A 12,560-nucleotide genomic window follows, 5' to 3' on the forward strand; every position below is an offset into this window, starting at 1 on the left:
GGACATCACCCTTTCACGGTGAGTACAGGGGTTCGAATCCCCTAGGGGACGCCAGCTTTATCTGGCAGTAGTACAAGCTGTCTTGACACCACAGCCGCAGTAAAGAGAGTTGAAGTCATCAGTAAGCCGCTGCGGAGCGGTAGTTCAGTTGGTTAGAATACCGGCCTGTCACGCCGGGGGTCGCGGGTTCGAGCCCCGTCCGCTCCGCCAAGCACTTTGCGCTTATTGAACGCTGCTCGCAGCACGCCTCGAAAGTGCACGCATCTTAAGCTCCGGATTCCGGAGCTTTTTTGCTTTTTCGCTTTTGATTTTGCTTTGGCATATGCTTTTGCGTGTGCTGTCCGGCGCCGCCATTCGCGCGGTGCAATCCCCTCTCGTTGTACCCCTTCCGCGAGACTCCTCCCTTTTGACCTCTGGACAGCACCCGCGCGCGGCTTCATGCTTGCGCGTACACGCCATGCGAAGAAAAAAGAGGCCTACGTGACCCCCAACGACGCCGCACCCCAAGCACATCGCCACCACCTGCAGAGCATCATCGCGGGCCTCAACGAGGGCATCATTCTGCTTGAGGCCGATGGCTCGATAGCCTGGGCCAACGACAGCGCACTTGCGCTGCACGGCGCAGAATCAATGGAAGACCTGGGCGGCACGCCCGCGGGCTTTCGCAAGCGATATACGCTCACCTATCGCAACCATCACCGCGTGCCGGCGCGCCAGTATCCGTTGGACCGCTTGGCGGCAGGCGAAGAATTCGAAGACCTGCTGCTCGACCTGACCCGTAAGGACGACGACGAATTCGCGCGCAACCTGCTTGCCCGCGGCGTGAATCTGGACGACGGCGGCCCCATTCCCTATCGCGTCCTGATCCTGCATGACCAGACGGCACAGATCAACGCCGAAGAACGCTTCGAACGCGCCTTCTCGGCCAACCCGGCCCCCGCGCTGATCTGCCGGCTGTCTGACCTGCGCTACGTCAAGGTTAACCAGGGGTTCCTGGAAATGACCGGCTACGCGCGCGACGCGGTGCTAGGCAAGTCGGCCTATGAACTGGACGTGCTGGACGGCTGCGACGACAAAGAAACAGCCGTTGCGCGACTCAATGAAGGCAAGACCATTCCGCAGCGCGAGGGGGTGCTGAAGCTGCCCGATGGCACCACCAAGTTCGTGGTGGTGGCGGGACAGCCCATCGACATGCACGACGAACCCTGCATGCTGTTCACGTTTATCGACCTTGAAGGCCGCAAGCGCACCGAAGAAGCCCTGCGCGAAAGCGAAGAGCGCTTCTCCAAGGCCTTTCAGCTTGCGCCCGTGCCGATGGCCGTCTGCGATGGCGTCACCTTGAACGTGCTGAACATCAACGACGCCTTTGCCGCGGCCACCGGCCTGACGCTGGATGACAAGGCAGAGCAAGACCTCGTCGAGCTGGGATTGCGTCCGCACGAAGGCATGCTGGCCGGCCTGAAGCGCGGCGAAAGCGTGCGCAACCGCGAGGCCGTGATGGTCGCGCGCGACGGCGGCGAGTTGGACTGCCTGGTGTCGGCCGAGCCCGTCATGATCGGCGGATTGCGCCGCGTGCTGATCGTGATGCAGGACATCACCGAGCGCAAGCGATCCGAGACCGAACTGCTGACCGCGATCGAGGCGGTCATGCAGGACACCTCGTGGTTCAGCCGCGGCATCATCGAAAAACTCGCCCAACTGCGCCAGCCCGCCCCCGCGACGCGCGACGTGGCGGAACTGGCGCAGCTTACGTCGCGCGAGCGCGAGGTCCTGGGCCTGCTCTGCCAAGGTCATGACGACGACGGCATCGCCAAGGCGCTCAAGCTATCGCGCAACACCGTGCGCAATCACGTCGCCACGATCTACAGCAAGATCGGCGTGCATCGCCGCAGCGCCGCCATCGTCTGGGCGCGGGATCGCGGCATCACGGGTCACGAAAGCGCGCGCAACCGGGACAAACAGGGCAAGTCCTGAGTAGGGTCTGTCTTATTTACAATTTGAATCAAAATATCCACCCTCTTCGCGTCCCCGAAGATGCCATCGCGTTAGAACGGCCGGCCGCTCAAAAGCGGCCATTTTCTTTGAATCGGTCGCCAATCACGCGCTAAATCCAGCGTTATCGCGTGCATTGCACAAATCGGCCGCCCCTTCTTACGATCCGCCGATCCCGCCTAGGCCATCAAGCCCAGCGGCGAGATCCCGGCACAAACGAAGGAGCCACCGATCATGCAGACTGCGTACATTCCCGTCCCGACGGCGCCCGAGCGCCTGCCCGCCTCGGCTTGGACTGCCGACGCCATCATGGCGCTCTACGAGCTGCCGTTCATGGACTTGATGCACCGGGCGCAACAGACGCATCGCGCCCATTTCGATCCCAACGTCATCCAGTTGTCGAGCCTGCTGTCGATCAAGACCGGCGGCTGTCCGGAGGACTGCGCATACTGCCCGCAATCGGCGCACTACGACACCGGCGTGGACGCCGACAAGCTGATGCCGCTGGAAGACGTGGTCGCCGCGGCCCGCGCGGCGCAGGCCGGCGGCGCACAGCGTTTCTGCATGGGCGCCGCGTGGCGCAGTCCCAAGCCGCATCACCTGGACGCCGTGGCCGAGATGGTCAGCGCGGTCAAGGCGCTGGGACTGGAGACCTGCGTGACGCTGGGCATGCTGCGCGAAGGCCAGGCCGAACAGTTGAAGGACGCCGGCCTGGACTACTACAACCACAACCTGGATACCTCGCCGGAGTTCTACGGCAAGATCATCTCCACCCGCACCTACCAGGACCGCCTGGACACGTTGGACCGCGTGCGCGATGCCGGCATCAGCGTGTGTTGCGGCGGCATCGTGGGCCTGGGCGAATCGCGCCGCGAACGCGCCGGCCTGATCGCCCAGCTTGCCAGCATGGAGCCTTATCCCGAGTCCGTGCCGATCAACAACCTCGTGCAGGTCGAAGGCACGCCCTTGTCCGATGTCGAAGCCCTCGATCCGTTCGAGTTCGTGCGCACCATCGCCGTGGCGCGCATCGCAATGCCGCGTGCCGCCGTGCGGCTGTCGGCCGGCCGCGAGGCGATGGACGATGCGCTGCAGGCGCTGTGCTTTCTGGCGGGCGCCAATTCCATGTTCTATGGCGATGCGCTGCTGACCACCGCCAATCCGCAGATGGCGGCAGACCAGCGCCTGCTCGACCGCCTCGGCATGCGGGTCGACGCCACCGCTCACGATCACCGCGAGGAGGCGGCGTGCCGTTGACGCCCGGTCTTCTGTATCTGGCGGCCAGCGTGGCCTGCAGCGTCACGGTGGCCGTGATGCTCAAACTGGCGCGGCGATGGCAGGTGGACGTGCGCCAGGCCATCGCCATGAACTATGCGGTGGCCGCCCTGCTCTGCTGGCTCGTGCTGCGCCCCGACCCGGCGCGCCTGCTCGCGCCGCAAACGCCCTGGCTGGTGCTGGCCGCGCTGGGCGTGCTGCTGCCGAGTGTCTTCCTGGCCATGGCCGCCGCGTTGCGGCATGCCGGCATCGTGCGCAGCGACGCCGCACAGCGCCTGTCGCTCTTCATTCCGCTCCTGGCCGCTTTCGTGCTGTTCGGCGAGCCGGTCACGGGACGCAAGCTGGCGGCCATCGCGCTGGCCTTCGCGGCCCTCTTCTGCCTGCTGCGCCAGCCGCCGCGCATCCATTTATCGGAAGCCACGGCGGCCGAGGACCGGCGCGCGATGTGGCTATGGCCGCTGGTGGTCTGGGCGGGCTATGGCGTGATCGACATCCTGTTCAAGCAGGTTGCGCGCACGGGCACCGCATTTGCGGGCGGCCTGCTGCTGGCGTTTCTGATGGCGGGCGCGCTGATGCTGGCGCATCTGCTGTGGCGCCGGGTGCGCTGGCAGGCGCGGCATCTGGCCGCGGGCTTGGCGCTTGGGCTGGCCAACTTCGGCAACATCCTGACCTACGTGCGCGCGCACCAGTCGCTGCCGGAACACCCCGCGCTGGTGTTCGCGTCGATGAACATGGGAGTGATCACGCTGGGCACCCTGGTGGGCGCCCTGGCGTTTCGAGAACCGCTCACGCGTGTGAACGTGTTGGGCATTGCGCTGGCGTTGTCCGCCATTCTGCTGATGACGCCCTGGTAGGGGCGTTTCAGGTGCCGGTGCGGCGTTGGCGTTCGGGTTCGGCGTCGGCGGTTGCGCCCGGGGATGCATGCGGCGGTGCATCCTGTCCCGCGCCGGCGTCGTTGGATCCGTCTAACGGCGCGTCGGCGGCGAGCGAATCTGCCGTCGCCGCATCCACGACAACCTCCGGCGGCGCCGGCGCCGCGGACGGATCCGGCTGCACCATTTCCATGGCGATGTCGTTCTCGGGATCCACCCGCGGATCCAGCACCGCCGCCGCGGGCGAACTTTGCAGCGTGTCGGGCATCGGCACGAAATGCGTCGGCGCCTCGTCCACCTGGTGTGCGCCAGTGACGCGCGTCGGCCGCACCTGCCAGACCAGTATCACGGCGCACGCCGAGATGAACACGTAGTACATGGCGGGTCCGCCCAGCGACATCATGAAGCCGGCGATCATGGGCCCGACACAGGCGCCCAGGCCATAGGTCATCAGCAACACCGCCGACAGGCCGACCCGCCGCTCGGACTCGACATGGTCGTTGGCAAACGCCGCCCCCAACGGATACAGCGTGAACTGCAGGACGCCGAAAACGCAGGACATGGCGACCAGCGCCCAGAACGGCAATGCAATCCAGCCCCACATGACCGTAGGCAGCAGGACGAGCAGCAAGGCGTTGAAACGGATGAGACCCGCGCGGTTGATGCGATCGGAAAGCCAGCCCATCGGCCACTGCGACAGCAGGCCAGCGGTCACGGCTGCTGCGACGAAGACGGCGGCTTGCGATGTGGTCAGGCCATTTTTGGCGCCATAGACCGCGGCCAGGCCGTAAAACGCGCCGGACAGATTGCCCGCCACGAAGAGCACGGTCATGGACAGCGGCACGCGCCGCATGAAGAACTTTACGTCCAGCGGCGCGGGCAGCGGCGTGGGCGGGTGCGACCGCGCGGTGACGGCTAGCGGCACAAGGCACAGCACGAGGCACATCGCGACCAGGATGAGCGGGCGCAGGTCCAACGTGGTGTAGGCGGTGAGCGCCAGTTGGCCCAGCACGGTGCCCAGGCCGGAGACGACCATGTAGACGGAGAACACGCGTCCGCGCTGGTGGTTTTCGGTCTGTTCGTTAAGCCAGCTTTCGATGACCATGAACTCGGTCACCATGACGATGCCGGCGACGATGCGGAACACCAGCCACAGGGGCATGGATTCGACCAGCGTCTGCGCCAGGATCATGCTGGTGGCGATGGCGGCGCACGCGACGAACGCGCGGATGTGGCCGACGCGGATAATGAGCTTGTGTCCAAGCCGTGCGCCGCACACGAGCCCGAGGTAGTAGCCGGCGATCAGGGTGCCGATCCACACTTCGCTGACGGACTGCGCGGTCAGCCGCAGGCCCATGTAGGTGTTGAAGAGACCCGTGCCGATAAGCATCAGCAAGGTCGCAAAATAAAGCGACGAAAACGAAGAGATCGTGGAGAGCATGGCGTCGACAACCGCTGCTGGCGCTAGCGTCGCGGGCCGCCGGGGCGGCCCGCAACACTGGCGGTAAAACAGGAACCTGCGGGGATCAGGCTTGCGAGAGCATGGTGGCCGCGTCGCTGACTTCGAACTTGCCAGGCGCTTCCACGTTCAGTTGCTTCACGACGCCGTCGACGATCAGGGCGGAAAAGCGCTGCGCGCGCACGCCCATGCCACGCTGGACGAGGTCCAGCTCCAGGCCGAGTTCCTTGGTCCACAGCGCGGAGCCGTCGGCCAGCATGCGAACCTTGCCGTCGGTCTTCTGTTCACGTCCCCAGGCGCCCATGACGAAGGCGTCGTTGACGGACACGCACCAGATTTCGTCGATGCCCTTGGCCTTGAGGGCGGCGGCCTGTTCGACATAACCCGGCAAATGCTTGGCCGAGCAGGTGGGCGTGAAGGCGCCCGGCACGGCAAACAGCGCGATGGTCTTGCCGCGGGTCAGGTCGGCAACCTGAAACGCGTTGGGGCCGAGCGAGCAACCGGCGGTTTCGGTTTCGATGAATTCGGTCAACGTGCCATCGGGCACGCGGTCGCCGACTTTGATCGTCATGTAGATCTCCAAGATGAAAGGGGGCAATGCATTGAGGCAGGAATGCCTCACAGCCCCCATCATAGTGCGAGCACGGCCGGCTTGCTCCCTTTGGCGGAAGGCGAAAAGAAGATGAACAGTTCGAAACGACTCCACACGGCGAGTACACGGGGAGGAAACGCGCGGTTGCCATAATGCCGTGGTAGACATCGCCCAATGCGGCCGTGAGAGGCTGAGTGCCGCGGCGGGCCTCACCGGGAGACTTTCGATGCGCAAATTCCTGACCGGGCTGGCATTGACGCTGGCCGCTGCTGCCCCGGCGTGGGCGGCTCCCGATGCCGCGGAGCAGGCTCAATACGACTCCTTCGTTATCGCTGCTGGCGCTTCCAACGGCGCGGCGCGTTCTTGCGGGGCTTCAGAGCCTGATCTGGCGCAGCATCAGGAGACGGCTCGGAAGAATCTGACGCGGTATGCCGAGGAATATGGGTTTCCGACGGGCGGCTTCGATGCGGCGTTTGCGAAGGGGCAGGCCGACGGGAAGACGATGATGGAGGAGATGAAGCGGTCTGGGGTGGATGGGTGCCGGGGGGTGCTGGGCGGGTTTCAGAGCGAGCGGGTGATGAAGTACGAGGATATGAAGCGGGCGCTGGCGGAGGTTAGTGATGGGCTGCCGGGGGAGAAGGCTCGGTAGGGCTTTTGTTTTTGTGCGGCGTGATTTGAGTTCTTTTGACGCCCGGCGCGCCGGCCACCTGGGGGGCGCGGGGCCACGATTGCGGTCCGGAGCCTTCGCTCCGGACTTCCCCGTCGTCATCTTCGTCACCGCCTTCGGCGGTTCCTTCAGATTCCCTCGGGCTTATCGACGCCCCGCGCCCCCCAGGCGGCCGGCACACCGGGCTGCACCTTTGAATCTTTGCGGTCGTCGGGGCGGGTTGGGTTCTTCAGGTCCTTGCCCACGGCGGTGGATGATCGAAGATCTTGCGGTGCCCGCCCCCGGTTGGCCGCGCGGGCGGCCTTCGGGGGCTTACGCAGTGTCTTGCGTCGGCGGGTTGCCGCTGCGCATGTAGGGGGGCTTCGCTCGCGGGCTTGGGTCTTTTACAACCCGTTCTGCTTGAACCAATCCAGCATCCGCGTCCACGCCTGTTCGGCTTCCGCCTTGCGGTATGACGGCCGATAGTCCGCGTGGAACGCGTGGCCGGCTTCGGGGTAGATGTCGATGCGGGACGCCTTGGCGGCTGCGGAGCCCTTGGCGAGTTCGACGCGCATGCGGTCGACGTCGGCTTGGGAGATGCCGGCGTCCTTGCCGCCGTAGGCGCCTAGGACCGGGGCCTTCAGGTCGTTGACGATGACCAGCGCCGACTTGGGTTTCAGTTCCGTGGGATCGCCCGCCAGTTGGCCGTACCAGGCGGCGCCGGCCTTGAGTTTGGGGTTGTGGGCGGCGTAGAGCCAGACCTGGCGGCCGCCCCAGCAGAAGCCCAGGATGCCCAGGCGGTCGGGGTTGCCGCCGTTGGCGGCGGCCCAGGCTGCGGTGGCGTCCAGGTCGGCGATGACCTGTTTGTCCGGGACCTTGCTGACGACTTCAGCCTGCAGTTTGGGGATTTCGGTGTATTTGGACGGGTCGCCCTGGCGCACGTAGAGTTCCGGCGCAATGGCGAGGTAGCCCTGGTGCGCGAGGCGCCGGCAGACGTCCTGGATGTATTCGTGCACGCCGAAGATTTCCTGGACGACGATGATCGTGGGCAGGTTCTTCTTGCCGTCCGGTGCGGCGCGGAACGCGGGGATCTTGCCGTCGGAGGTGGGGATTTCGATCTTGCCGGCCACGAGGCCCTTGGCGTCGGTGGTGACGGCGGTTTGCGCCGCCACCGGGCCTGCCGCCAGCGAGAATCCCGCCGCCGCGGTGGTGGCGAGGAAGCCTCGGCGGTCCAGCCGCAAGGGCGGGAGCAGGCTGTCGAACTGCGCGTCGTCCTGGTCTTTCATCGATAATCTCCTGGTAAAAGACGGGCACGGGGGGACGCGCCTCGCGTCCCTGCCTGGGCCTGCCGAGTTCACTTCAGGGAGAAGTCCACGCGTGAGGGTTGCCCCTCGTCCTTGATGCCATCGGCGTCCAGCTGCGGCGCAACGATGAACACGCGATCCGCGAGTCCTTCCTGGGCTTGCAACTTCTCATAAACCGCCTGCGCGCGGGCATCGGCCAATTGGCGCAGTTGATCCTCGCCGACCGGGGCCGCCTCGCGCAGCATTGCTTCCATCTGCGCGGCCGGGACGGATTTGGCCATGCCGATGAAATTGCGCGGTTTGTCCTTGAGGTCTGCGTCATCGTAGACGTCTTCGAGGTACTTGGCACGTTCGGCGCCGGAGACCGTGACGCCCTTGGGGTCGGGCTTCTTGCCGCGCGGCGCGACGTCGGCGGCCTTGGCGGCACGGATCTTGGCGTCGACCCAGGCCTGGCGCAGGCCTTCCGAGTCGGTCTTGGGGTCGGCGCGGCCGCTGATGTCCATCTTGAGGGCCGGGCGGTCGGTGAGCGCTTTGGTGAGGGTCTCGATGCGCTGAATCGTGTCTTCGGTGAGGACGGCGCTGCCGGGCGCGAATTCGACGTAGGACAGTTCTTCGCCGCCGCCGAACGCGGACGCGAGCAGGCTGAAAGGCGAGGTCACGGCCTTGACGACCAGGTTCATCAGCACGCGCACGACGATGCCGCCGACGGAGAATTCGGGGTCGTCGAGCGAGCCGGAGATCGGCAGGTTGATGTCGATGTTGCCGCGCGAGTCCTTCAGCAGCGCGACGGCCAGCAGCACGGGCAGCTTGGTGGCGTCGGGGCTGTTGGTCTTGTCGCCGAAGGTCAACTGGTTGAGCACGACGTGGTTGGTGGCCTGCAAGGCGCGGTTCTTGATCTTGTATTCCAGGTCGACCGAAAGTTTGCCGCGTTTGATGGGGTAGCCGACGTACTTGGCCGAATAGGTATTGAAGCGCGGCAGGTCGACGCCCTTGGCGGAGGCCTTCAGGTCCAGGGACAGGTATTGGGCGAAGGGCTGCACGACGCCGCTGATGGAGAGCGGCGCCGTGGTGTAGACCCGTCCCGTGACCTTGACCTTGGCGGGCTGGGGGTTGGTGGAGGAGACGGCGGTGATGCCGCCTTCGATGCTGGACAGTTCGGCGACGTAGTTGGGTTTGACGAAGCGGTCGGTGAAGGTCATGCGGCCGCGGGTCAGCGTGACGCTGTTGACCGAGATGTCGGGCATCGCGCTCGCGCGGCCGCCCTTGGCGGATGGGGCGGCGGCAGGCGGCGCGGCCGGCGTATCGGCGCTGCGGGCTGGGGTCTGAGTGTCCTGCGTGATGGAGCCACCGGCTTGACCAGGCGCGGCCACCAGGTCCATGACGTTGAGCCGTCCTTGCGCGTTAAGGAGGATACGGCCGTAGAAGTCTTCGAGCGCGATGTCGCCCAGCTTGGCGCCGATCTTGTCGCCCGCCACCGAGATGTCCATGCCGGTAAAGCCCAGCCGCTTCCAATTCAGGAAGTCGTCTTTGTTGACGCGGTCCTGCAGGTCCAGGTCGGTGACGTCGACAGCGCCCTTCCAGACGGCCTTCATTGGGATGTTGCCCGCGGCTGCGGTGAATTCGGCGTTGCCCTTGGCGCCCAGCGTGACGGCGCGGACGGTGGCGTTCAGGCTGGAGGCGAAGTACGGCGCGAAGCTGGCGACGTTCAGGTTAGACAGGTCGACGGCGGTCTTGAGCGTGAGCGGCTGCGGGGTGAAGACGCCTTTGAGGTCCAGTTTGCCATCGCCCTGGACGCCGGCGGCGGCCAGGGTGAAGTTGCTCTGGCCGGGGCCCATGGCGAGGCGGTCGGCGGTGACGCGCAGGGACTGCATCGCGATGTCCAGCGCGGGCTTGAGCGATTCGTCGCGGGCCTTGAACTGTGTCAGGTCGGCTTGGACGGCCGTGGCGGATGCGTCGATCGCGCCGCCCTTCTCTCGCACGTGAAGCTGCGCGGTAGCGCCGAGACGTCCGTCGAGCAGGCTGATTGGCGCGGCGCTTCGCACCGCCGGGGCCAGCGGCGCGAGCGCCACGTTGCCCAGACGCACGTTCATGTCGAGCGACAGCGGCTTGATGACGAGCGGCCCCTTGGCGCGCAACCAGCCGCCATCGGTGCTGTTGTCCATGGTCAGCCACAGATTGATGGGCCGGTCCGGCTGCTGCGGCAGCTCGACGCCTTCGACGGTGGCGGCCAGGCCGGTCATCACGTAGTCGAGCTTGCTGACCGCGTCGGTGACGTAGACCTCGCCTTCATGCAGGTTGAAAGCGTCGAGGGTGACCTTCCATTCGGCGGGCGCGGGGGTGGGAGTCGGTTCGCTAGGCGCAGCAGCTGCCCCAGCCGCAGCAGGCGTCTCGCTCGCAGCCAGCGGCTTCAGCCCGCTGGCCTTGCGCATTTCATCCCGAACGGGCGTGGCGGCCGGTTCCACGCCGCCCAGCGCCTTGAGCCCGGTGACGACATCCTGCCAGTTCAGATGTTCATTGGCATGACGCCGCACGTGGATCTGCGGCGCCCACAGCCCGACCTCGCCGATATACACCTGTCGCGCGATCGGCTCCAGTTCCAGCCGGCTGACGGTCAACGCGCTCCACGCGGCCAGATTGCCGCCGGAGGGATCCCGCAGGTCTAGGCGGCGCAAGCCCAGGTCGCCGACGACGCGGATCTTGGGCGGCGCGTCTTTCGGCTGCTCGAACACGACCTGCAGGTTCGAATCCAGCAGCGCACTCTCGACCTTGAACGGCAGCGGCATGGGCCAGACGTCGGCCCATTTTTCGAGCTGCAGGCCATTGAAGGCGACGCGCAGCGTGGACGAGGGCACCACGTCGAAGGGGCGCGCCACGCCGGTCAGGTCGAAGGGACTGCCGTTGATGCGCAGATGCAGGCGCGGCTGCACGTCGATGTCGGTGGCGTAGCCGAAGGTCGAGATGAACGGGATGCCGATGGCGAACTCGTCCACGACCTGCTTGCGGCCGGTGACCTTGTCGTCCAGCGTGATCGAGCCGTTCTCGATCACCATGTTGTTGAGCGAGAAACGCGGCAGCCCTTCGTCCGGCTTGGGCGGCTCGTCAGGCTTGGCGGCGGCCAATTCGGCGACGCGTTGTTCTATGTCAGAGAAATTGAATCGCAGGACGTCTTCTCGGACGATGGCGATGTTAGGCTCCCGCAGCGTCAGACGATCGACCACCGGCGCAAACCAGAACAGCGATGTCCAGGATGCGCTGGCGTCCAGTTCGGCCAAGGTCAGCAGCGGCGTCTGCGAGTCCGGCTGCGCCACGGCAAGGTCGCGCGCGCGGACAGTCAGCGTGAAGGGATTGAAGGTGATCTTGCCGACGGAAACGTCGCGGCCGATCATCTTCGAGACATCGTCGGTCAAGACGCCGTGCAGCACTTTCGGCACCTGCCATGCTGCAACGCCAAACAGAATCAGCACGAACGCCACAATACCCAGGAGAATCTTGCCGGCGCGTCGGGTGAACCGTAGCTTGGGCATCCGCACGGGCATTGAAAGTCTCCTGATACATATTGAAGGCGATCCAACCTTCCACTGACTGCAGACGCGATTATCGCGCCCCCTTTAACGCTCGTCTATCATAGGCGGAACAGTGGACCCGGCCGGCTTGCCCGGCCCCGCTCTTTTCATTCATTAACAATTCTTGATCCCGATTTCCATGTCCGAGACCACCCCCACCCTGAGTCACCTGGACGAAGCCGGCCAGGTCCGCATGGTCGACGTCATCGCCAAGACGGATACCGAGCGCGTGGCGGTCGCCGCCGCCAGCATCCGCATGAACGCCGTGGCCTATGGCCTGCTGACCCAGCCGGGCCAGGGCAAGGGAGAGGTGCTGAACACGGCGCGCGTGGCCGCGATCCTGGCCGCCAAGCGCTGCGCCGACATGATCCCCCTGTGCCACAGCCTGCCGCTGTCCTTCGTCGGCGTGGAATTCTCACTGGACGACGCCGAGCATCGCATTGACATCCTTTCCACCTGCCGCACCAGCTACAAGACGGGCGTCGAGATGGAAGCCATGATGGCGTGCAGCGTCGCCGCGCTGACCATCTACGACATGTGCAAGGCGGCCGACAAAGGCATCGTGATCGAACAAGTTCGCCTTAAGTACAAGGCGGGAGGTAAAAGCGGTGAATGGCGCAACGATTAATCTGCTGTACTTCGCGCGCGTGGCCGAACTGGTCGGCAAGCGCACCGAAACCTGGCCCGTGCAGGGCGAATCCACCGGCGCGCAGCTGCTTGCCGCGCTGGGCGAACGCTACCCCCAACTGGAACCGGCCACGCGCCTGAAGCTGGCCATCAATCAGACGCACGCCAAGCCCACCGCCCCGATCCGCCCGGGCGACGAGGTCGCGGTATTTGAACCGGTCACCGGAGGCTGA

Annotated in this window: 10 protein-coding genes and 1 tRNA gene; 7 read left to right on the forward strand and 4 right to left on the reverse strand. The window is 65.5% G+C overall.

Features of this window, described 5'->3' with window-relative positions:
* Nucleotides 1-133: 133 nt before the first annotated feature.
* The 4 genes from RT697_RS02490 (at nucleotide 134) to RT697_RS02505 (ending at nucleotide 4,118) form a co-directional block, all read left to right on the forward strand.
* Nucleotides 134-210, forward strand: a tRNA-Asp gene (locus RT697_RS02490).
* Between the two features lie 270 nt (nucleotides 211-480).
* Nucleotides 481-1,974, forward strand: coding sequence for a helix-turn-helix transcriptional regulator (locus RT697_RS02495; RefSeq protein ID WP_313696832.1), 1,494 nt, complete (start codon nucleotides 481-483; stop codon nucleotides 1,972-1,974).
* A 252-nt stretch (nucleotides 1,975-2,226) separates the two neighbouring features.
* A complete protein-coding gene (bioB, locus tag RT697_RS02500) occupies nucleotides 2,227-3,246 on the forward strand; it encodes a biotin synthase BioB (protein WP_313696834.1) in 1,020 nt (339 codons plus the stop codon).
* Complete coding sequence (locus tag RT697_RS02505) at nucleotides 3,243-4,118, forward strand: DMT family transporter (protein ID WP_313696857.1); 876 nt, start codon at nucleotides 3,243-3,245, stop codon at nucleotides 4,116-4,118. The genes bioB and RT697_RS02505 overlap by 4 nt, the downstream gene beginning before the upstream one ends.
* A gap of 7 nt (nucleotides 4,119-4,125) precedes the next feature.
* On the opposite strand, the gene RT697_RS02510 is transcribed toward RT697_RS02505, so the two are convergent.
* Nucleotides 4,126-5,577, reverse strand: coding sequence for an MFS transporter (locus RT697_RS02510; RefSeq protein ID WP_313696835.1), 1,452 nt, complete (start codon nucleotides 5,575-5,577; stop codon nucleotides 4,126-4,128).
* 85 nt (nucleotides 5,578-5,662) lie between these two features.
* Nucleotides 5,663-6,166 carry a peroxiredoxin gene (locus RT697_RS02515; RefSeq protein WP_105240243.1) on the reverse strand — a complete coding sequence of 168 codons (504 nt, stop codon included), beginning with the start codon at nucleotides 6,164-6,166 and terminating at the stop codon, nucleotides 5,663-5,665.
* A gap of 247 nt (nucleotides 6,167-6,413) precedes the next feature.
* On the opposite strand from RT697_RS02515, the gene RT697_RS02520 reads away from it, so the two are divergent.
* Nucleotides 6,414-6,836 carry a hypothetical protein gene (locus RT697_RS02520; protein ID WP_056571726.1) on the forward strand — a complete coding sequence of 141 codons (423 nt, stop codon included), beginning with the start codon at nucleotides 6,414-6,416 and terminating at the stop codon, nucleotides 6,834-6,836.
* 401 nt (nucleotides 6,837-7,237) lie between these two features.
* On the opposite strand, the gene RT697_RS02525 is transcribed toward RT697_RS02520, so the two are convergent.
* A complete protein-coding gene (locus RT697_RS02525; protein ID WP_313696836.1) occupies nucleotides 7,238-8,119 on the reverse strand; it encodes a dienelactone hydrolase family protein in 882 nt (293 codons plus the stop codon).
* Nucleotides 8,120-8,187: 68 nt separating this feature from the next.
* On the reverse strand, nucleotides 8,188-11,673 hold the full coding sequence (locus RT697_RS02530) for a DUF748 domain-containing protein (RefSeq protein ID WP_313696837.1): 3,486 nt from the start codon (nucleotides 11,671-11,673) through the stop codon (nucleotides 8,188-8,190).
* Between the two features lie 166 nt (nucleotides 11,674-11,839).
* Between RT697_RS02530 and moaC the strand changes: the two genes are divergently transcribed.
* Together moaC and RT697_RS02540 are read left to right on the forward strand one after the other, a co-directional pair.
* Nucleotides 11,840-12,328: a cyclic pyranopterin monophosphate synthase MoaC gene (moaC, locus tag RT697_RS02535; RefSeq protein WP_105240246.1), complete on the forward strand. Its 489-nt coding sequence runs from the start codon at nucleotides 11,840-11,842 to the stop codon at nucleotides 12,326-12,328.
* Nucleotides 12,309-12,560 (forward strand): MoaD/ThiS family protein, encoded by a 252-nt coding sequence (locus RT697_RS02540; protein ID WP_313696838.1) that lies wholly within the window; start codon nucleotides 12,309-12,311, stop codon nucleotides 12,558-12,560. Before moaC ends, RT697_RS02540 begins: the two co-directional genes overlap by 20 nt.

The sequence above is a fragment of the Achromobacter sp. genome (assembly GCF_032113835.1).
Taxonomy (GTDB): domain Bacteria; phylum Pseudomonadota; class Gammaproteobacteria; order Burkholderiales; family Burkholderiaceae_B; genus Achromobacter.

Bases quoted from the DNA above. Each gene is read 5' to 3' on its own strand.
- bioB (WP_313696834.1), top strand. From the start codon at position 2,227: ATGCAGACTGCGTACATTCCCGTCCCGACGGCGCCCGAGCGCCTGCCC.
- RT697_RS02525 (WP_313696836.1), bottom strand. From the start codon at position 8,119: ATGAAAGACCAGGACGACGCGCAGTTCGACAGCCTGCTCCCGCCCTTG.
- RT697_RS02510 (WP_313696835.1), bottom strand. From the start codon at position 5,577: ATGCTCTCCACGATCTCTTCGTTTTCGTCGCTTTATTTTGCGACCTTG.
- RT697_RS02520 (WP_056571726.1), top strand. From the start codon at position 6,414: ATGCGCAAATTCCTGACCGGGCTGGCATTGACGCTGGCCGCTGCTGCC.
- moaC (WP_105240246.1), top strand. From the start codon at position 11,840: ATGTCCGAGACCACCCCCACCCTGAGTCACCTGGACGAAGCCGGCCAG.
- RT697_RS02515 (WP_105240243.1), bottom strand. From the start codon at position 6,166: ATGACGATCAAAGTCGGCGACCGCGTGCCCGATGGCACGTTGACCGAA.
- RT697_RS02530 (WP_313696837.1), bottom strand. From the start codon at position 11,673: ATGCCCGTGCGGATGCCCAAGCTACGGTTCACCCGACGCGCCGGCAAG.